Origin of the sequence: Paenibacillus sp. FSL R5-0527 (assembly GCF_038008055.1) — a bacterium.
Classification (GTDB): Bacteria; Bacillota; Bacilli; order Paenibacillales; family Paenibacillaceae; genus Fontibacillus; species Fontibacillus macerans.
The window spans coordinates 917,481-937,157 of record NZ_JBBOYI010000001.1 but is presented as its reverse complement, the minus strand read 5'-3'; the positions used below and the strand labels follow the sequence as shown (position 1 = coordinate 937,157).

General features: G+C 54.1%; 16 protein-coding genes and 1 other RNA gene. 10 read left to right on the top strand and 7 right to left on the bottom strand.

The window, feature by feature from the left end; all coding sequences use genetic code 11:
• Positions 1 to 183 precede the first annotated feature (183 nt).
• Positions 184 to 552: a transfer-messenger RNA gene (gene ssrA / locus NYE69_RS04275) on the bottom strand.
• 375 nt (positions 553 to 927) lie between these two features.
• Between ssrA and NYE69_RS04270 the strand changes: the two genes are divergently transcribed.
• A complete protein-coding gene (locus NYE69_RS04270) occupies positions 928 to 1,152 on the top strand; it encodes a DUF2167 domain-containing protein (RefSeq protein WP_340924287.1) in 225 nt (74 codons plus the stop codon).
• Between the two features lie 476 nt (positions 1,153 to 1,628).
• On the opposite strand, the gene smpB is transcribed toward NYE69_RS04270, so the two are convergent.
• Positions 1,629 to 2,108 carry an SsrA-binding protein SmpB gene (gene smpB, locus NYE69_RS04265; protein ID WP_036627059.1) on the bottom strand — a complete coding sequence of 160 codons (480 nt, stop codon included), beginning with the start codon at positions 2,106 to 2,108 and terminating at the stop codon, positions 1,629 to 1,631.
• A gap of 160 nt (positions 2,109 to 2,268) precedes the next feature.
• On the opposite strand from smpB, the gene NYE69_RS04260 reads away from it, so the two are divergent.
• Entirely contained in the window at positions 2,269 to 2,706 is a 438-nt protein-coding gene (locus NYE69_RS04260; RefSeq protein WP_340924281.1) for an immunity 22 family protein, read from the top strand.
• Here NYE69_RS04260 and NYE69_RS04255 read toward each other — a convergent pair.
• Positions 2,703 to 3,920, bottom strand: a complete 1,218-nt coding sequence (locus tag NYE69_RS04255) for an MFS transporter (protein WP_340924278.1) — start codon at positions 3,918 to 3,920, stop codon at positions 2,703 to 2,705. The two genes, NYE69_RS04260 and NYE69_RS04255, sit on opposite strands and share 4 nt — an antisense overlap.
• 302 nt (positions 3,921 to 4,222) lie before the next feature.
• Between NYE69_RS04255 and NYE69_RS04250 the strand changes: the two genes are divergently transcribed.
• The 3 genes from NYE69_RS04250 (at position 4,223) to NYE69_RS04240 (ending at position 7,035) form a co-directional block, all read left to right on the top strand.
• Positions 4,223 to 4,891, top strand: coding sequence for a FadR/GntR family transcriptional regulator (locus NYE69_RS04250; RefSeq protein WP_328269548.1), 669 nt, complete (start codon positions 4,223 to 4,225; stop codon positions 4,889 to 4,891).
• 78 nt (positions 4,892 to 4,969) lie between these two features.
• Positions 4,970 to 6,337: a uracil-xanthine permease family protein gene (locus NYE69_RS04245; protein ID WP_316560669.1), complete on the top strand. Its 1,368-nt coding sequence runs from the start codon at positions 4,970 to 4,972 to the stop codon at positions 6,335 to 6,337.
• A 41-nt stretch (positions 6,338 to 6,378) separates the two neighbouring features.
• Positions 6,379 to 7,035 carry an isochorismatase family protein gene (locus tag NYE69_RS04240; protein WP_316560668.1) on the top strand — a complete coding sequence of 219 codons (657 nt, stop codon included), beginning with the start codon at positions 6,379 to 6,381 and terminating at the stop codon, positions 7,033 to 7,035.
• A 101-nt stretch (positions 7,036 to 7,136) separates the two neighbouring features.
• On the opposite strand, the gene NYE69_RS04235 is transcribed toward NYE69_RS04240, so the two are convergent.
• Positions 7,137 to 7,994 (bottom strand): MurR/RpiR family transcriptional regulator, encoded by an 858-nt coding sequence (locus NYE69_RS04235; RefSeq protein WP_328269551.1) that lies wholly within the window; start codon positions 7,992 to 7,994, stop codon positions 7,137 to 7,139.
• Positions 7,995 to 8,192: 198 nt separating this feature from the next.
• Between NYE69_RS04235 and NYE69_RS04230 the strand changes: the two genes are divergently transcribed.
• From NYE69_RS04230 to NYE69_RS04215, 4 genes are all read left to right on the top strand, one after another.
• Positions 8,193 to 9,077 carry a cell division protein FtsQ gene (locus tag NYE69_RS04230; protein ID WP_340924270.1) on the top strand — a complete coding sequence of 295 codons (885 nt, stop codon included), beginning with the start codon at positions 8,193 to 8,195 and terminating at the stop codon, positions 9,075 to 9,077.
• A complete protein-coding gene (locus NYE69_RS04225; RefSeq protein ID WP_340924267.1) occupies positions 9,070 to 11,118 on the top strand; it encodes an ABC transporter ATP-binding protein in 2,049 nt (682 codons plus the stop codon). Before NYE69_RS04230 ends, NYE69_RS04225 begins: the two co-directional genes overlap by 8 nt.
• Positions 11,093 to 11,902 carry an energy-coupling factor transporter transmembrane component T family protein gene (locus tag NYE69_RS04220; protein WP_328272236.1) on the top strand — a complete coding sequence of 270 codons (810 nt, stop codon included), beginning with the start codon at positions 11,093 to 11,095 and terminating at the stop codon, positions 11,900 to 11,902. The genes NYE69_RS04225 and NYE69_RS04220 overlap by 26 nt, the downstream gene beginning before the upstream one ends.
• Positions 11,903 to 11,988: 86 nt before the next feature.
• On the top strand, positions 11,989 to 12,786 hold the full coding sequence (locus NYE69_RS04215; protein ID WP_328272237.1) for a PHP domain-containing protein: 798 nt from the start codon (positions 11,989 to 11,991) through the stop codon (positions 12,784 to 12,786).
• Between the two features lie 1,041 nt (positions 12,787 to 13,827).
• Here NYE69_RS04215 and rnr read toward each other — a convergent pair.
• Complete coding sequence (rnr, locus tag NYE69_RS04210) at positions 13,828 to 16,548, bottom strand: ribonuclease R (protein ID WP_340930280.1); 2,721 nt, start codon at positions 16,546 to 16,548, stop codon at positions 13,828 to 13,830.
• Between the two features lie 471 nt (positions 16,549 to 17,019).
• On the opposite strand from rnr, the gene NYE69_RS04205 reads away from it, so the two are divergent.
• Positions 17,020 to 18,486 carry a methyl-accepting chemotaxis protein gene (locus NYE69_RS04205; protein WP_328272079.1) on the top strand — a complete coding sequence of 489 codons (1,467 nt, stop codon included), beginning with the start codon at positions 17,020 to 17,022 and terminating at the stop codon, positions 18,484 to 18,486.
• Between the two features lie 54 nt (positions 18,487 to 18,540).
• On the opposite strand, the gene NYE69_RS04200 is transcribed toward NYE69_RS04205, so the two are convergent.
• Positions 18,541 to 19,092 carry a GNAT family N-acetyltransferase gene (locus tag NYE69_RS04200; RefSeq protein ID WP_340924262.1) on the bottom strand — a complete coding sequence of 184 codons (552 nt, stop codon included), beginning with the start codon at positions 19,090 to 19,092 and terminating at the stop codon, positions 18,541 to 18,543.
• Between the two features lie 122 nt (positions 19,093 to 19,214).
• A complete protein-coding gene (gene secG / locus NYE69_RS04195; protein ID WP_328272081.1) occupies positions 19,215 to 19,448 on the bottom strand; it encodes a preprotein translocase subunit SecG in 234 nt (77 codons plus the stop codon).
• Positions 19,449 to 19,677 lie beyond the last annotated feature (229 nt).

Here is a 19,677-nt window from a genome sequence, read left to right as displayed (position 1 = left end):
ATATTACCACATATTACGAGTTTTTTGGTTCCTAGGTTTCATTTTTTTCAATATTTTGCCTTTCTCTCGTCGTAGAGGGAAGCATGTCATATCTCGACCAAGGAACCATGAGTAATCTTCATTCCGTAATTTATATGAGGATGCAAAAAAGCGACCAATCACGGTCGCTTTTTCTCATGCTAATTATGGAGGCGAGGGGAGTCGAACCCCTGTCCGAAGGCAACGCCACATAGGCTTCTACGGGTGTAGTGACAGTTTTGATGTCACCCTAGAGACTCCCCGTCACCGGATTCTCTTCGGGTCAGCCTGTTTGTCTTCTTCAGCTAGCCGCAGGCGGAGACTAGACAGCGTATCCCACTATAGGTTGAGCTTCTATCCCGGCACATGGGCGATGCAGGGTAGAAGCCTGGAGGCCGTTATTAGGCGGCCAGAGCCAGAGTTGGTTGTTTAGCTTTGCCGTTTAAATTTGGCGTTAGCGTTGATAAAGCGGACGCTCCCCACTACCCGCTACCCATGCTCGATCTACCCCCGTCGAATCCAAAAAACGCCCCCGAATTTTGAATTAAACGGCTGAGCATGGAGTACTGTAATCACACTGTTGTGATACGAACTACATTTTGTGTTACGAACTTAGTATAGCACATTTTGAGCACTAAATGACTTGTGGGTTGCTGGAAACTCAACTAAGTTAGGGAATTTTATTGTACCAATTCACCGAAAGGAAAGCAAGCTCCATCCCCCCATCATAAACAGAGGTGCATTATGCTGATAATTTTGGAAATACATCCGATATAAAGGAGTAAAAAAACAAACGGAGGGACTTGTAGGCGTTGCTGCTCCAGGATCACCAGGGACAGGATATATTGAACCTCTCATGGCTAAAGCCACGAGATTCTTGGGTAGTCCATTCTGCTAAACAGCATTCTCGTGTCCGATCCGGCAAATTTGAACGCCGACCGTAAAGTCATGGAAGCGGAAACCCTGCCGGTATTGACTGTCAATGCAGGACAAACGTACAACGATTATGACCCGGCTACCGGCAAAAAGTCTTCCGCAGGGTTAACCGGCCTCATTCTTGGCGGCGCGGGCCTGGCCGTGGCCAAAAAAGCAGGATTGCTGTCCATCATAGCGGTCCTTCTCAAGAAATTCTGATTTTTGATCATTGTTCCGTTTGCATGGGTATTAAAACTGTTCCGGGGCAAAGGCAAGTGGCCGAAGTACCGAGGACTTCGGCTCTTTCCGATCAGTGGACGCTTCTCTAACGAACACCAGCGACATATCCGCCCATTTCCCGGTTATTTCCCAGCCCAACGGCACTAGCGTTACATTTAATCCGACAAGATACAATTTCTCGCCACCACGTTCTAACGGTTGCCACAGCCGCTATTCGCTCCAATATCGCCGTTTTCAAATTCTAACGGTTGCCATAGCGCTTATTTAGCTAAAACCCGGCGATTTGGGCTCAAATTTGAGCAGATAACCGCGCTCACAACCGTTAAAATTTAGAAAGGGGCTTTTTGGGCAAAATAACGACTAATACAACCGTTAGATTTCTGGATACAACCAAAAACCTCAGACTAACCATAAAACCATGGTTAAATCTGAGGTTATCCTCATTTATAAGGTTACTAACGAGCCACCTTCTGCTTCTCCCGCAACGCGCGCTGGATATCGCGCTGGGCGTCGCGTTTGGCGGCGGAATCGCGCTTGTCGTATTGCTTTTTCCCTTTGCCCAGGCCCAGGAGCAGCTTGGCGTAGCCGTTGCGGATGTATATCTTCAGCGGCACGATCGTATAGCCTTCCTGCTTGGACAAGCCGAGCAGCTTGCTGATTTGCGCTTTGTGCATCAGCAGCTTGCGCGTCCGTGTCGGATCGGTCGGATTAAACCGGTTGCCCTGCTCGAACGGGCTGATGTGCATGTTGTGAATATGGATCTCGCCGTTCCGGATCGTTGCAAACGCGTCCCCGATATTCACCCGGCCGTTACGAACCGACTTGATTTCCGTTCCGGTGAGAACCATGCCCGCTTCATAGGTATCTTCGATGAAATAATCATGGGAAGCTTTTTTGTTTTGCGCCAGTACCTTGCCATCATTTTTCTTGCCCATGTTCATCCTCCTTCTGAAGCCACGCGGGGCAGTGTTTACCAGACATTTATTGTATCAACTCCAGCGGTTAAAAGCAAGAATGCGCCAACCCGTTTTCATCTTGCGGCATTCCGGGTTATGATGAAGAAAACATATGAACAATATGGAGGTTAAGCCCGAGATGCCCCATAACGCAGACGACAAGGAACTTCGTCCCGCTTCCGGTCCATACCCGGACCAAGTATCGCTTTGGATCGGCCGGTTCGCTTCGGAGGAAGCCCTGGACGAGTATCTTCGGTTTGATTATTCCGATGACGCCAAGCAGCGCGATCCGCAAATTTGCCGGGATTTCAGAATGGAGTCTTTTGACGAAGACTTCCGCGAGGCTTTCCTGGTAGAGACGGATCAAAGCAATTGTGCGAACTGGCTGGAAGGCTGCTCGTATGACGACCAATTAATCTCCCAATTTGAAGCATCAGGCTGGCCGGAACCGCCGGAGCTCGAGGGCATGAACGCCGTCATATTATTGTACGATTATAGCTACGACGGAACGGTTCCGGTTGTCCAAAACGGCCAGTATACCGTGCGCTTTATCGGCAGCGTAGTTTATAAGGACTAGGAGTGATCCTTTCTCTCCTGAATCCCCCGTCCCTTGCGAATCAATGCCGAACACAACAAGGCGAGCGAAAGAAGGCCGGCAAACGCTTGAAAAGGTAACGAAGCGCGATTCATCTCCAACAAATTTGCCGTAAGAATCGGACCTGCACTCGCTCCAGCGAATAAAACAAAAGTATACAAGGATGTCGCAACCCCTCTGTTCCCGCTCCCGATTTCCCCGATCAGCGAAATCAGCGAAGGCACGATCACGGCAATGCCGGCGACAAACAGGACGCTCATTACGGCATAAACTACCGCCGACTGAACAAAAGACATCACCACCAATGCCGCGATCGAGCAAACGAGTCCGGTGCGGAGCACAGGCAGCATGCCCCATTTTCGGCATATTCGCCCGGCAAAGAAGGAAAGAAACATCCCGAGCATGCCCAGCGAGCGCACGCCCAGAACCTCCATCTCGCTCAGCGAATACGGCGGTCGGCCGAGAGAGGCGCCCATCGCGCTGTACATGCCCACAAAGCAGAGCAGAATCGTTACGGTAATGCCATAACATAACAAAAGATTTCGATTTGACAGCACCGCGTACCAGCGGCGATCCTGCCCAACCCGGCCCTGCCGCGCCTGTTCCGCCGGAACCGGCGGCAGCCACACGATCACAAGGCATAATAGCGCAGCATAACCTGCCGCCAGCAGCCTAAACACCCAAGGCCATTCCAGCAGCGCGGCAAGCGAGCTCGCCCAGACCTGCCCAAAGATCCCCGCCATTAAAAAGCCCGAGCTAATGAATCCAATGGCCGTTACTCTTTGTTCCACGGGAAAAACTTCTCCCGCATAAGTTAAGGCCACGGGGGAAAATGTCGCGGCCGCCGCCCCCTGCAAACATCGCAACGCGATCAATCCTCCAAAGCTCCCCGCAAATCCCAGACACGCGGTGGCCAGAACCAGAACGGCAAGCCCCGCAACGATTACCCTTTTTCGGCCAAGCCGGTTCGATAAAGGGCCATAGACCAGACACCCGGCGGCAAAAAACAAGGAAAAAGCACTCCCCGCCAAAGCCGATTCACTTGCCCCGACGTGAAATGCACCGGCAAACACGGGAAGAAGGGGGACCGTAACATATAAGGAAGACAGGATGAGCAAGGCGGCCCCAAATAACAGCCACCGGATCAGCGGGTAATTGTTGTGAACCCATGGCGGGTGATCCATTTTAGTTTTCATAGGTGCTCCTATTTTTCAAAAATAATGAAAATGAGTAGATCATCAGATGTTTGATCGTGGGATCACAATTAAGAATACGCCCGTTTTAGAGTTCATGTCAAGGATATTATGTTAGGTTATATGACATAAACACAAAAAAGTTCTTGTGTTTCGACATTTTTCCGCATATAATGTGAACCATCAAATGAAAACGAGTAGTTAAAATTTCATTTCGTGTAATATTATATAACATTACGAGGAGGTGGCACATCATTACTTACACCGAATTCAAAGCCATACCCCGGCGAAAACTGGTCGATGAAGTGTTGGATCAAATGCAAACGCTCATCCGGTCAGGCCGTTACAAAAGCGGGGACAAACTGCCGCCGGAACCCGAATTGATGAAGCTGCTCGCGGTGGGAAGATCCACCGTCAGGGAGGCGGTCAAGGTGCTGACGCATGCCGGTCTGCTGGAAGTGCGCCAAGGAGACGGAACCTATATCCGCGCCTCTTCCGCAGGACTTGCTGCGGTAAGCCAAACCCTAACTCCGAAGAACTACGCTCATATACTCGAGGCGCGCAGGATTCTCGAAATCGAAGTAACCGGGCTGGCCGCCTTAAGAAGGACGAATGCGGATCTTGAAGCGATGCGCTGTTTTCTGGATCAACGGAACGAAGCTTTGGAGAAGGGCCGGTACGCGGAATACGTTGAAGCGGATATTTCCTTTCATATCGCGGTAGCCCAGGCCGGCAAAAATGAAGTGCTGCTGGAAATGTATAAGGTTGTGGCCGAAAGCTTGAAGGAAATGCTCAGCCAATTGCTTCTGGACACACGGCAGTACAAAGATAACACGATTTACCATGAAGCGGTTTATGCCGCCATTGAGGCGGGAAATAGCGATGAAGCCAGAAAATCCGCCATTCAAAATCTCGACGCAGTCCATCGCTCACGTGCTCCCTTGCTCTCAAGTTTACCATTTCTAAACATCTGATGATCTTTTCTTTAACTGTAAACATCCGATGATATGTTGAATGCTCTGCTCGAAAATATAATTTAGGGGTGAACAGCTATGAATCATGAGCACGAGAATAACGAAACTTTGCACGTCGGCATCGAGGACAAGCTCTCCATCGGCGCCAACCTGACCTACGGTTTTCAGCATCTGCTGGCGCTTACGGGCATTTTTCTTTTCCCGGTATTAATCGGCCAGGCTTTGCATCTGGAGTTTCAAACGATCGGTTATTTAATTCAAGCCTGCTTCTTGACGACCGGGCTCGTGACGATTCTGCAATCGGGAAAAATGCTGCGGCTCCCCGTCGTGCAAGGGCCGACCGCCGCGTTTTTCGTGGCCGTGCTTTCCGCAAGCGCCAGTGTCGGATTGGGAACGGCCTTCGGATCGATGGCTGTGGCGGGCGTCATTTTTATGCTTCTGGCCCTACCGATCCGCAAATTCGGCCTAATCGGCCATATCAACAAATTCATCGCCCCGCCGATCGTTTATGGCACGCTGCTGATCATCATCGGTGCGCAGCTCGCCGACATCGGCCTTAAAAATTGGTTCGGCAGCGCGAATATAGGCGTCAATTTCGCCGCTTCCATCGTCACGGTCGTCTGTGTGCTCGCCTTGATGATTTTTGGCGGCAACACGATCCTGCGCCGGGGCGCACTTCTGTGGGGGATTATTGCCGGGACCTTGTTTTTCGCGGTGTTCGGCAGCGTCGATTTTTCGGCGGTGGCCACGGCCGGATGGTTCCGTTTGCCGGAGATTTTCCCGTTTGGCTTCGGCGTTTCCATCCCCGTTGTTATTCTCATGCTGCTGGCTTTTCTACAGGCTTCCGCGGAGGCGGTAGGCATGTATACCCTGCTGACCAAATGGGGGAACCAAGAGCTCGACAGCACCCGGGTTAACCGCGGTTTGTTCGGTGAATTTCTCGGCTGTACCCTCGGCGCTGTCTTTGGCGGGCTGGGCACGACCTCTTACCCGGAAAACATCGGCATCGTCCGCGTCTCGGGCATCGGCAGCCGCTATGTCACCATGACCGCCGGCATCATGGCCGTGATTTTAGGCCTCATTCCCAAAGTCGGCTTGTTTATCGCCTCCCTGCCTAGCGCCGTTTTATCCGCAGCCTCCACGATTTTGTTCGGCATTATCGCCATCAGCGGGATTCAAATGGTCAGCAAGGTCAAGTGGGATGAACTGAATCTCGCCGTCGCCGGCTCCTCCTTTATTATCTCGCTGGGAACGATGTATTTGCCCGCCGAGCTCACAGCCGGCTTGCCGCTGGCTATCCAGAGCGTCGTCACCCAGCCGATGCTGGTAGGTGTAGTGATGCTGATCGTTTTAAACACGGTAGTTAATGTATGGATTCGTCCCGTGCTCGAACGGCGGGCGTCGGGGGACGGCTCACAGGACTCCATTCCCACAGAGGCCGCCTGACGCGGCATATTCATTCCAACTTATAAGGAGAGTGTTTCTATATGAGTTTGAAAAACAAAGTAAAATGGGAGATTGATCCCGCGAGAACGGCCGTTATCGTAGTGGATATGCAAAACGTGTTCTGTAAACCAGACGGAGCGCTGTATGTGCCGCGGACCGCAGGGATCGTCGACAACATCCGGCAGCTCACCGGCGCGGCCAGAACGGCGGGCATGCCCGTGATCTACCTGCGCCATATCGTCCGGGGCGACGGCAGCGACACCGGAAGAATGAAAGATATGTATCCGAATGTGAACGAGATCCTGAAACGCGGCACCCCCGGCGTGGAAATTATCGAAGAATTAACCCCGCTCGCCCAGGATATTATCGTCGACAAGCTGTTTTACAGCGGTTTTCACGATACCGATTTGGATACGATCCTGCGGGCAAAAGATATTAACACAATCATCATCTGCGGCACCGTGACCAACGTTTGCTGCGAAACAACCGTCAGAGACGGGGCGCACCGGGAATATAAAGTGATCTTTCTGAGCGACGCAAACGCCGCCATGGATTACCCGGACATGGGCTGGGGGGATATTTCCGCCGAGGAAATCCAGCGCGTAACACTGACCGTCATCGCTTACGAATTCGGTCAAGTCAGTTCAACCGCCGAAGTCCTTAACGAAATTCACACGAAAACAAAAGCGGCCCGCTGATAGGAATCAGGGGCTCTCAATCTCAACGCAGCAAATGCATTCATCCGGCAGGGTGAGTGCTTTTTTATTTTCCGCCGTTCCCTACGCTATTAACTCCCTCCTCACGCCTTCCCCCGCGGCAGCTTATCGGCATACCTCGCCCGCAGCTCGCCCAGATATTCCAGCTTGGACAGCACTTTTTCCTTATTGAACAGGCCGATGCTCAAAATCATCTGTTCGATCAGCAACAGCGGCGTGACCATGGAATGGAACTCTCCCATTTCGCCCCGGCTAACGTAAAAAGCCGCCTCCACCTGCGCCCCGTACCGAAACTCCTCGCGATCCGTGATCATCACAGCCGAACAGTCCACCCGCTTTACGCAATCCAGGATTACCTCGGTTTCGGGGAGCAGCCGGGTGAAATTAAACAGCAGCACCACGTCCTCCCGCTGCACATGCGCCAGCGACTCCAACAGCTCATGCCCGCTGGCCGCCATCATCCGCACCGACATGCCGAACCGGGACAAGCGGTAAAACAGCAGGTCCCCCAAAGCCACTGCCGGCCCCGGGGCGTGCACGTAAATCCGCCGGGCCCCGGCCATCAGCGAAGCGGCGAGCTTCAGCTCCTCCGGGTCCGTCTGCCCCGCCGTTTCCCGCAAATGGACCAGCGATTGCTCCAGCATCTGTAGCGGCAAGCTGGCCGGATCCATCTGCGAAATCGTCTTCTCCAGCTTCACCGCCGGGGTCGTTGACTCAGCAGCGGACCGCAGCTTCAGCCTGAACACTTTGCCGTTCTCGTATCCCGCCGCGCGCCAAAACCTCGACACCGTGGCGATGCTGGTGCCAATCCGGTCGGCGATCTCCTGTTCGGTCATAAACAGCACCTCATCCGGATGCCGTTCAATAAAATCGGCGATTTTCAACTGACCAGGCGAAAACCCGGATTTGTCGGCAAACACTTGATTGCGGGTCAATGGCATGGATATCAGCTCCCTGGGTCTTTTTTTACGTGTTCCTCACTCTATCCTACCAACGATTTGTTATGTAAATTTTATTACATCATTTTCATTATGTAAAAAATATTACAATACGTTGACATACAACTCCGCTTCTTTTAATAATCCGGCTCTACACTAAAGGCATACAATCCCAATCCAGATTTAAGGAGGTTGCCCTTCATGTCACGCAAAACCCTCTACACCCTTACGTCCTCGCAAAAAATGATGATTTTCGTGCTGTCGATGTCGCTGTACGGGCTGTCCAATATGTTCACCGAGCTCATCCCTTCGCTGCGGCTCGGTCCGATCGAGCTGTCCGTCGAGTATTTCGCGTTTATCCCGCTCACCTTGTGCATCCTGTTCCATCCTTTTTATGCCGCCGTGGGAGCGGCGCTGGGCGAGGTCATCTTCGGCGAGCTGATGCTCGGGCAATTCGGCGGGCTGGGCGAATTGGAAAAATTCCTGACCTTCTCGTTTGCCATGTACGTCGCCGGCCGGATGGTGCGCAATCCGCAAAACCGCCTACAGGTCGGCACCGCCGCGATTACGGGCGTCATCATCCATCAATTGTGCAGCTGCCTGGTGGATATCGGCAAAGTCTGGATCGGCGTGGAAGAATTCGAAGCCGTGCCTGGTCTGGCCCAAAGCGTTGTGGTCGTCGAAGGCGTCGCGTTCCTGAACGACGTGCTGTTCTCCGGGATTCTTTTTTCCCTGCTTCCGACCTTGTACCTGGTACCTAGATTATATGGAAAAATCGAACCCCTGCTCGGCATCAAACCCCGCGACAAAAACACCAAATACGAAGCGGCCGGCGTCATTACGCCCAAGCTGGTCATCACCGGCATCGTGCTGGCGCTTGTAGCCTTTGGCGCCGAGTCCTTGTCCGAGACCGACTGGAATCTGGGCGAATGGGACAGCGGGCTCGCCGACCGGCTGGGCTCGGGCGCAATCTGGCTGAGCATCGCCGCGGCCGCGGTCGTCGCCATCATCGTTCTGCTCGTGATGCGGGCGAAAAAATCACGCAGCTCGCAAAACAGCGACACCGAGAGCGTGCCTTATGCATAACGGGATTCAAGCCAAAGCCGATACCGCGCTGGCCGCCGAAATCCGCGGCGTTTCCTTTACCTACCCGGGTTCGGAGCAACCGGTGCTGAACGAAGCTTCCCTGACGATTGAAAAAGGGAGCTTCACGGCCATCATCGGCGGCAACGGCTGCGGCAAATCCACGCTTTGCAAACTGTTTAACGGCCTGATCCCGCACTATTATTCCGGGGATTTTGAGGGCGAGGTTGTCATTAACGGCGTTTCGGCCCGTGGAAACAGCGTAGCCGCCTTGTCCCGCATGGTCGGCTACGTCTACCAGGACTTCGACAACCAGCTCGTCCGGCCGACCGTTCTCGACGAGGCATGCTTCGCCCCGCTGAATTATGGGCTCGCCGATTACCGGGAGCGGACCCGGCGCGCCCTCGACTTATGCGGGCTTACACCTTTGCAGCACCGCTACATCTGGGAGCTGAGCGGCGGACAAAAGCATCTGCTCGCCCTGGCCGGAGCTTTGTCGCTGGAACCGGACCTGCTGATCGTCGACGAGCCGGTTTCCCAGCTGGACCCCAGCCATGCGCGCCAGGTGTATGAGGTGCTGCGTCAGCTAAACCGCGATCACGGCAAAACGATCATCGTCATCGAGCATCACACCGAATTTATCGCCGACTACTGCGGCGACGTCTGCCTGATGGAGCAGGGCCGCGTGCTGTGGAAGCTGCCGGTTGGTGAGGCGCTGAATCGCCTGCACGACCTGGAGCGGCTTGGCATCCAGCCGCCTGAGGCCACCCAAGCGGCCGCCCGGTTGCGGGCTATGCTGGAGGAAGAGGGTGCCGTTCATGCTCATGCTGATGCTCGCACTCTTACTCTTGCTCATGCTCATACTCATACTCATACTCATACTCATACTCATGCTGATGCTGATGCTGATGCTAATGCTCATACTCATGCTGATGCTGGTTACCCGATTACAACAGGAGAAGCGGTGAAGTATTTTACCGGCCTGCTGCAGGAACATGTCGGGCCGGTCAGCGGTGGCGGCGGATTGGGCCTACAAGCTCAAGTCTCCAAGTCTGCGGACACGACAAGAACTGCCGGCTTACTGGCTTACCCGGAGCAATCCCAGACCGTGACTCAGGCTGTGACTCAGGCCGTGACCCAGACCGCGACTCAGGCTGTGACTCAGACCGCGACTCAGACCGTCACTCAGACCATCATCCGCTTCAACCAGGCTTCGTTAAGCTACCGGACCATCCGCAAAGCGGAACATAAGGTGCTGCAAGGGATCGATCTCGCCATCGCCGAAGGCGAACGGATCGCGCTGGTCGGCAACAACGGGGCGGGCAAATCGTCCCTGCTGAAGCTGATCGCCGGGAACGCCAAACCGTCAGCGGGCTCCGTCGCCGTGCTGGGGCAGGATACCCGCAGCACCCAGATCGAGCAGTTGTCGCGGCAGGTCGCGTTTGTTTTTCAAAACCCGGAGGATATGTTCATCGAAGACAATGTGCGCAAAGAAATCGCCTATTGCCTAAAACGCCGGAAATATCCCGATGCCGACACGAGAGTCCTGCACATGCTGCGCAGCTTCCGGCTGGAGCAGCTGCAGGACCGCGACGCCCGCTTGCTGAGCGGCGGCCAGCAGCGCCGCGTGTCGCTGGCGATCGGCGCGGCGGTCCGGCCCGCGGTCATGCTGCTGGACGAACCGACGGCCAACCTCGATCTGGCCACCCGGGAGGAACTGCTGAGCACGCTCTCCGAACTGGAGCAGCACGTGAGCACGGTGATCATCGCCACGCACGACATGCAGCTGGTGAGCCGGTGGGCGACGCGCGTTATCGTCATGCATGAAGGGGCCGTGCTGGCCGACGGAACGGCGGCGGACATTTTCGCCAGCCCGGACCTGATCCGCCGCGCCGGTCTGGCCCTGACGCAAAGCATGGAGCTGGCCGACGCGCTCGGGCTCCGGCCCGCGTGCAGCTCCCCGGTTGAATTGGCCGGCCGTTTATATCAAATCATCGCAGGAAAGGGGGCTTACGCCCATGCAGCTCGTCCGCAACTGGTTTAACAAAATCTCGCTCGACAGGATTCAGCAGGAACTGATGAACACGGCTTACGGCAGCGGCCACGCCTCCCTTTCCCGGCTTGATCCGCGCGGGCTGCTGATATGGTATCTTTTTTTCGCTATCGTCCCGTGGTTTATGAACAGCTATCTCATTTTGGCCGGGATGTGCCTGTTTATGATCGTTACGACCGTGTTGTCCCGGGTCACGTCGTTCATTATTATCGTACTTTGCCTCGGACTGATCGGGCAGGTAGGGTGGCTGTTCATCATCTCGCTGTTTTTTGGCGGGGACATCTCCTCCGCCTTGCCGCTGCTTAAGCTGACGATGAAGCTGTCGATCGTGTCGCTGGCCAGCATCACGGTTTTTTCCGGCATGGATCCGGAGAAAATCAGCGACGGCCTGCTCGCGCTCGGTATGCCCGCCGCCTTTTCGTTCAGCTTGTCCTACGGGTACCGCATTTTGCCGGTGCTGTTTGAGGAATTCCGCAATGTGCTGCTGTCCTATCGGCTGCGCGGCCAAGCGCCGGAGCGGAACGGACTGCTGTACTGGCGGCTTGGCGCGTATTATTTGAAGCTGCTCGTTTACGCCTTTTTCCCCTTGATGCTGGCGACCGCCAAACGCTCCCGCACCACGGTGGAGGCGCTCGAGACACGCGGTTTTTCCTATGGAATGAAAAATCCGCGCTCCAAAAAGCTGAAATTATCCCATCTGCGCATGAAAAAACAAGACCTGTGGTTTCTGTCCGGCTCAGCGGCGTACGTTGCCCTGTTGTTCTGGATCGGTTGAGAGTGAGGGCCAGCGCCTCTGAATGCCAAGCCTTGCACAGACCGCCGGTATCCCATAAACGCACATTAAATAAGGAGTGTCATCCCATGCGAATCGACCTGCATACTCATGCCAAGCTATCCAAAGCCACCGACTTCTCGCCGGCTTATTACGAAGAAATGCTCCGCGAAGCCGCGGCGAACGGACTGAACGCTTTGGCTTTGACCGAGCATTTTAACACGCGTAATTTTTTCGAAGTGTACGAGAGTCTGGACCGGCTTTATCCCTATAACGGAGAGTACTATGAAGCGGGGCCGCTAAAAATATTCCCCGGTATGGAGGTGGACATCCGTGAAACCGGCCACATCCTGCTGATCGGGCGCAAGGAGCATATTTTGGAGGTGCGGCGGAAGCTTGACGGCTATACGGAAAAAGATTCCTTCATCCCCTTCGCCAATCTGATGACCCTGGCGGAAAGCTATCCTCTGCTCAAAATCGGGGCGCATCCGTTCCGCGAATCGACGCCGCTGCATCATTTGGCCCGGCCGCAGCTTCGCCGTCTGGACGCTTTTGACCTGAACGCCAAAGATATGTACGAATACGGCAACGAGGTGAACCGCGCCAATGTCGAACGTTTCGCCGCCGAGCTCGGCAAGCCGGTCACCGCCGGCAGCGACACCCACCAATGCCTGCAGTACGGCAGCATGTACAACGAACTTCATCAGCCTTGCCACTCGGTTGCCGAGCTGAAGCAGGCCATCGCCGCCGGGGCCTACGACGTTCGCGTGGCCGACAGCCTGCCGCTGCAAGTCAAAGCCTCCGTCATGCTGAAAAAGCTGCTCAAACGCCTGGCCCAACTCGAAACGCCGGCAGAGGCCTCCCCCGTCCCAAACACGCTTGTATAAACCTTTTTTCAACACTTTAAATGGCTCAACCTAATAATTAGCGCTTGACAGGGAAGGCCGGTAGGTTGGTCGGCAGATCAATACCCGCTGTCCGGACGCTTTGCACGATTATCCCGTTTGATCCGGAAGCAGAGAGGAAAATAAGAGAGGAAGATAAATTCAGGAGAAGAAAATAGGTTTGGGAGAAGCAGACATGTTCGAGATCGTTAGACAGGTTTGTGAGAAGGAGGTTTAGGAGAAGTGAAGCAAGCCTGACGGGAGGAATGGGGCACGACACCGGGAAAAATGAAAGGACCGTAATTAGCCCCTACCCTCTCCCCCCTGAACTAAAGGGATAATCGTGCAAGGCAGCATGGAGGGATTGAGTCCAGGACACAAACGCTATAGACAGCCACCTCAGAGCCAAAGTCATAATTTATTTTGTCAAGCACTGATCTCGGTGTTGAGCCCTTTAAATATGTATTCATCAGATCAACCCCCAACCGTTTAATTGATTTAAAATTCTCTTGCCTGCTTTGGAATAAACTCGCCTGAAAAAAAACGCACTACATTTCCGCCGATATTTTAGATAGGATTTGGCTTAATGGATTTGGCGGCATTGTTCGTAACGGCCCTCTTTGCTGGAATAAGTATTTATTATATTAAGTGGCTAATCCGTAAGCAGGCGCCCCAGAAAATCCAGCAAAGAGCATAGGGGCCAAAAGTGTCGCTATTCCTACGGTATCCGTCCATTTGAGAGAAATAGAGGCAATTTATGCCTTTATTTCCTCCGATCGCAAGGAAATGCCCGTGTTCTGGACCATTCTTGGGAAAATAAGGACAAAAAAATCCGCTAATGGGGATGAACATGCTAGGCTCCGGAAAATAAGAACATAAAATTCCCTTATTTTAAAGGCCAGAGGTTGATCGCTTCAGTAGCCGGCTGTCAAGCACCGATTTCTAGGTCGCCCCATAAAAAGTACGCAAAAACACCGGCTTCCCTGTGATGAAAATAGCATCACGTAAAGGAAGCCGGTGTTGTTTAAATCCGAAAAGCCTCGCTCACTTTTTCTTCTTGCGCACGAACGCCGCCGTGGCGTTCCCGCCACTCTTGCCCTTGCCGCCGCCCCGCTTGCGGCGCGGCGCGGGCTCCCCGGCGCCATCTTCCCTGGCGCCGACAAAAATCCCGCTCGCGGACGTCTTCTTCCGCCGCGAGCCGCCACCGCCACCGCCGGCGCGGTATCCGCCCCCGGCGTCGCGGGCGACGGCCACCGTCCCGGAGGCATAGCCTCCCTTGCCGGAGCCGAAGCCAAAGCTCACCGCGGGCGTCCCCGCCGCTTCCACGGCTTCGCCCGCGCCCGCCCCAGCGGCCGCGTCAAGCGCCACCCCGCCGGCACTGCCGATACTACCGGCAGCGCTGCCGGCACCGCTGCCGCCGACGCCCCGGCCGGGCTTGCCCTTCTTGCCCTTGGCGCCCTTGCCGCCGCCTTGAGCTTCACTGCCTCTGGCTCCGCCGCCCTTGGCCCCGCCGATCTTGCCGATCTTGCCGCCCTTACCGGCCTTGCCGCCTTTCCCTGCGCGACCGCCGCCCCGGCCGCCGTCAAACCCGCCGCCGCCGAACAGCTCGCCGCCCCGCTGCCGCGGCTTCATGTCGACCATCTCGAAATCGATCGTATGGTCGTCCATATTTACGCGCGCCACGCGGATTTTCACCTCGTCGCCGATCCGGTAAATCTTCGACGTCCGCTCCCCGATCAGCGCCATATGCTGCTCGTGGAAATGATAATAATCGTCCGTCATCGCGCTGAGCCGGATCAGCCCTTCGACCGTGTTGTCCAGCTCGATGAACATCCCGAAGCTGGTCACGCTGCTGATAATGCCCGGAAATTCCTCCCCGACCTTATCCAGCATGAATTCCGCTTTCTTCAACTGCTCCGTATCACGTTCCGCCTCCACAGCGATCCGCTCCCGCTCCGAAGACTGCTGGGCGATATCCTGCATCCGGCTGGTCAGGTACTCCAGCCGGGCTTCACTCAACGCCCCGCCGCCTTCGATCACCTCCCGGATCACCCGGTGGATGACCAGGTCCGGATACCGCCGGATCGGCGACGTGAAATGCGTGTAGAACTCCGCCGCCAGTCCGAAATGCCCTGTACTTTCGGCGTCGTATTTGGCCTGCTTCATCGAACGCAGCATCATCGTGCTGATGACCGTCTGCTCCTTCGTCCCCCGGATGTCCTCCAGCAGCGTCTGCAGGGCCCGCGGATGCACCTTGTTGCCTTTCCCGCCCTTCACCGTGTAGCCGAAATTGGCGACAAACGCCAGGAAATTCATCAGCTTCTCCTGGTCCGGGTCCTCGTGAATCCGGTAGATAAACGGCACCTTCAGCCAGTGAAAATGCTCCGCCACCGTCTCGTTCGCCGCCAGCATAAATTCCTCGATGATCTGCTCGGCGATCGAGCGCTCGCGCTTCACGATATCGACCGGCTTGCCGTTTTCGTCGACGATCACCTTCGATTCCTCGAAGTCGAAGTCGACCGCGCCGCGGCGCATCCGGTTCGCCCGCAGCTTCAAAGCCAGCTCCTCCATCAACCGGAACGTCTCGACCAGGTCGGCGTAGCGCTCCGTCACCTCCGGATCTTCCTCCTGCAGGATTTTGCGGACGTTCGTATACGTCATCCGTTCCTTCGTGCGGATCACGCTGGTGAAAATATCGTGGTTCACCACTTTCATCTGATCGTTAAATTCCATTTCACAGGACAGCGTGAACCGGTCCACCTTCGGGTTCAGCGAACAAATCCCGTTGGACAGCCGGTGCGGCAGCATCGGAATGACGCGGTCGACCAAATACACGCTGCAGCCGCGGTTGTACGCTTCCTGGTCCAGCCTGGAGTTTTCGCGCACATAGTAACCGACATCGGCGATATGCACACCCAGCCGGATATTGCCGCTTGGCAGCCGCTCCACATGAACGGCATCGTCCAGGTCCTTGGCGTCCTCGCCGTCGATCGTCACGATCACTTTGTCCCGCAGGTCGCGCCGTCCTTGACGCGCGATCTCCTCTTCTTCGATCACATCGGGCGCTTCAAGCGCTTCCGCCAGCACATCCTCCGGAAAAGCCTCCGGAAGCTGGTGCTTGCGGATAATCGACAGGATGTCGACGCCCGGATCGTCCTTGTGGCCGAGAATTTCGCTCACCTGGCCGACGGCCGCGGCCCGGCCTTCCGGATATTCCACGATCTGCACGACGACTTTTTCGCCATCCACCGCGCCCCCAAAACCTTCCTGCGGAATGAAAATATCACGGTTAATCCGCTTGTCGTCCGGAATCACGAACCCGTACGATTCATGGTTCTGGAACACCCCGACCACTTCGGTGACCGCCCGGTGTACGATGCGTACGACTTCGCCTTCCAGTTTGCCGCCTCCGGCGCTTTTGGAACTGACGCGAACGAGAACCGTGTCGCCGTTCATCGCGCTTTTCAAGTCGTTCGCATGAATGTACACATCCGGATGATCCCTATCCTCGGGGATGAGGAACGCAAACCCCTTAGCATGCGCCTGCAAACGCCCGCGCACCAAATCCATCCGTTCCGGCACACCATACCGGTGGGTACGGGTCAAAATAATCTGCCCTTCCTGTTCCAAACGGTTCAGCAGCTTGAGAAACTCTTTGAAGTCGGCGGCATCGGCAATCCCGAAATGCTCCTCAAGCTCCTGATACGTCATCGGTTTATAAGCCTTTTCCCGCATAAAGGCAAGCAGCTCTTGTTCTGTAATCAAATTCAAATGATTTCACCTCAGGCCCGGCCTGTCCTTTTACCGGGATGTTATTTGCAAATGAATTTCCATGAAATGCCTCAGCATGGTATATACCCTAGTATACACGAATTTGGCGGTTTGCATCCGTTCGCGGGCGAATCGCCTCCTTTTGCTATATAAGTTGAACTAATTATTGTACGGTAAAGGGCAGCGTGTGAAATGTTCTTACGATCGCTGTTGTTCGCGGATTTCTCTAATTGGACCAAATTCAGATGTTGTAGAAATCCGCTCACAAAGGCGACCACTACCGTTTCTTCAGAATCATTTCCCACTTTTGCCTAACTCCGCTATTTTTTTAGTTCAACTTTATATAGCAGAAATAGCCGACGTTCACACAAGTTTTACGGCCGGAATTTATCAAAACTCTTCATTTCATAGCATATTTTTCCGAAATTAATATAGTAATACCATTTATTAGGAGATGAAAATTCTATGGATAGCAACCTCATTTTGCAGAGACGAAACAAACTATTCGTCAAAATCATTTGGATTATGGTCGCTTTTGGGGTGCTGACCGACCTGATGATCGGGGTCGACAGCACCGTTCTGCTCAGCTTGATCGCGGTGGGCGGCGTCTGCTGCTCGATCGCCACCTATATGAGCTACGCCAACAAGGGAACCCGTTTCGTCATGTTCATTATCCCGGCCGTCATTTCGCTGCTAACGTTTTTGATCATTTACCATGACCCGAATCCGCTGATGAGCAGCTATCTGCTCGTATACGTCAATATCGGGTTGATGACGCTTTACGCCAACTACAAGCCGATTGTATTCTCCGGCATACTCGGGATCGCCATTACGCTTTATTTTTACAATATCCCGTTTTATCACGATAAAATGTTTCCTCGCGAACCGTTGACCTACCTGCTCCTATACCTTACCTTCGTCATCGTCGCCCTCTCTTTTGCGGCACGGTTCAGCGAACGGCTGCAGCAGGAAGTCTTGCACAAGCAGAAGGATACGGAGGAAGCCAAACAGCGCGGCGATGAGCTGCTCGCTCATTTGAGAAGTTCGCTCGAAGTGCTCGGCCGCCTCAGCACCGGGCTGCGCGATAATGTCAATACCACCGGGAAAATCTCCAAGGAGATCACCGCTACCTTCGGCGAGGTTACCGCGACACTGGATCAGCAGACACAGGGGCTCCAAGCGACGTCGCAATCGGTGCACGAGGTGAATGATGCCGTAGAACAGGCGGCGGTAATTGCCTCCAGGCTGCAGCAGCTTTCTTCGGAAATGCAGGATTCCACGGAGGACGCAGGTGTCCGAATGAATGCTTTGTCCGAAAATATGGGGCATCTGCAGCAGGTGATAGCCGGCACGGTTGCCCAGATGCAGCGGCTTCGCGATCAAAGCGAGCGGATCGGACAAATCGTAGATACGATTCACGGGATATCGGCGCAAACGAATCTGCTCGCCATGAATGCGGCGATTGAGGCGGCCCACGCCGGGGAGCACGGCAAGGGATTCGCCGTCGTTTCCGCGGAAATTCGCAAGCTGGCGGAAAACTCCCGGCAATCAACCAACCGGATTAACGACATTCTTGAGGACGTCATGGAGCAAGTCAACAACGTTGCCGAGCAAATTTCCATCGGTTTCACCGCCATCGATGCCGGAAAAGAAGAAGCGAAAGAACTGCAAAGCTATGTGGCGAAAGTTGCCGGCAATGCCGAAATCGTAAATCAGCAATCGGATCAGGTCGATCGGTCGGTACGATATATGAAAGAACGCTACGCCAGCATCATGGAAGAAATTTTGGCCGTCGCAGGCGGCACCGAGCAAAATATGGGCGCCGCCGAGGAAATTTTGGCCGGTCTTGAAGCCCAGGACAACAAAATTCACGAGATTGTCCAGCATTATCAGGATCTCGACCGGTTGATTCTTACGCTTTCCAATAATTAGGCTCTCGTACATGACCAAAGGCTTGCCCACAGGGCAAGCCTTTGTCTTATCCTCTTATGTAGTTAACAACGGCAGCGTATCCAAATACCAATCAAAGCGGGGTTTGTTCTCGTAAATTTCGGCTACATGAATGATTGCGGGAATGACGTTCGCTCCTTTGTAAAAAAAACTTGTCCCCACCTTAGACATCGGAACGTGGAAGGAAATTTTCAAAGCCCGGGACAAAATCGGATCCAGGAGCGTCACATAGTGGCGGATATGATGGTCTCTGGCAAACAGCACGATCGACGACAGCAGGCGGTTCAAATTTTTACCGCGGTGCTCCTTCAGCAGAGCCACCTTGTCCACTTCGGCGGTGTACTCCGATTCGGCGAGGATCGCCGGGTGTTCCGCAAACGGAACGAGCCGGTTTAGGCCCTGATCTTTAGCGGGATCATACGGTTTGATCTCCGCCGTGCCGATCGGGACTCCATCCTCATCATACACCAAACAGCGGCCCAATATTTGGCTCGCAAATTCGAGCCCAAACCCTTTTTCCATCCAAACTTCCGTCCAAATCGTGTGAAATAGCGCTTCTTCCTGAAGAGTTGTCACCAGCTTGTACATTTTTCTACCTCCAATCCCTGTATATAGTACTATTATACTATTTTTTCCAAATGGAGACAAAGAAAATAACGCAAAAAAACCCCTGTCTCCTAGGCGGAAACAAGGGCTTCCCAGCTTATTCGTTAATTTAGGACGACTGCGACGATGATCGACAGGATAAAGAATCCGGCCCCTAAAGCTACTGTGATGCGCTCCAGGACCAGGTCCATGCCGCGAGCCTTCGTTTTTCCAAACAGATGTTCAGCACCCCCGGAGATGGCGCCGGAAAGACCCGCGCTTTTCCCTTTCTGCAACAATACGACTGCAGTCAAGGCAATCGAGAAAATCACGAGCAGAACTTTCAACAAAATTTCCATTAAATCCACCTCCTAAGCGAGAACATCTTTATCTATTCCAAGTCTGCACAGTTATGATATGAACAAATCATTATTATTCTACCATATAGGAACATGAATAACAACCATTTGGCCGTTGACGTTTTCAGGGGGTTTTTGATCAAAATTTCGCGTCGCGTCAATGTATTTTCTCATGATCATCAACGGTGAATCAGGCCAAAATTCCCCAATATTCTTGAAATTGTGCCAA

What these genes read in the sequence shown, in the direction of transcription:
- secG (WP_328272081.1), bottom strand. Translation starts at nt 19,448, where the DNA reads ATGGAAATTTTGTTGAAAGTTCTGCTCGTGATTTTCTCGATTGCCTTG.
- NYE69_RS04225 (WP_340924267.1), top strand. Translation starts at nt 9,070, where the DNA reads ATGCATAACGGGATTCAAGCCAAAGCCGATACCGCGCTGGCCGCCGAA.
- NYE69_RS04205 (WP_328272079.1), top strand. Translation starts at nt 17,020, where the DNA reads ATGGATAGCAACCTCATTTTGCAGAGACGAAACAAACTATTCGTCAAA.
- NYE69_RS04255 (WP_340924278.1), bottom strand. Translation starts at nt 3,920, where the DNA reads ATGAAAACTAAAATGGATCACCCGCCATGGGTTCACAACAATTACCCG.
- smpB (WP_036627059.1), bottom strand. Translation starts at nt 2,108, where the DNA reads ATGGGCAAGAAAAATGATGGCAAGGTACTGGCGCAAAACAAAAAAGCT.
- NYE69_RS04245 (WP_316560669.1), top strand. Translation starts at nt 4,970, where the DNA reads ATGAATCATGAGCACGAGAATAACGAAACTTTGCACGTCGGCATCGAG.
- NYE69_RS04230 (WP_340924270.1), top strand. Translation starts at nt 8,193, where the DNA reads ATGTCACGCAAAACCCTCTACACCCTTACGTCCTCGCAAAAAATGATG.
- NYE69_RS04215 (WP_328272237.1), top strand. Translation starts at nt 11,989, where the DNA reads ATGCGAATCGACCTGCATACTCATGCCAAGCTATCCAAAGCCACCGAC.
- NYE69_RS04240 (WP_316560668.1), top strand. Translation starts at nt 6,379, where the DNA reads ATGAGTTTGAAAAACAAAGTAAAATGGGAGATTGATCCCGCGAGAACG.
- NYE69_RS04220 (WP_328272236.1), top strand. Translation starts at nt 11,093, where the DNA reads ATGCAGCTCGTCCGCAACTGGTTTAACAAAATCTCGCTCGACAGGATT.
- NYE69_RS04235 (WP_328269551.1), bottom strand. Translation starts at nt 7,994, where the DNA reads ATGCCATTGACCCGCAATCAAGTGTTTGCCGACAAATCCGGGTTTTCG.
- NYE69_RS04200 (WP_340924262.1), bottom strand. Translation starts at nt 19,092, where the DNA reads ATGTACAAGCTGGTGACAACTCTTCAGGAAGAAGCGCTATTTCACACG.
- NYE69_RS04260 (WP_340924281.1), top strand. Translation starts at nt 2,269, where the DNA reads ATGCCCCATAACGCAGACGACAAGGAACTTCGTCCCGCTTCCGGTCCA.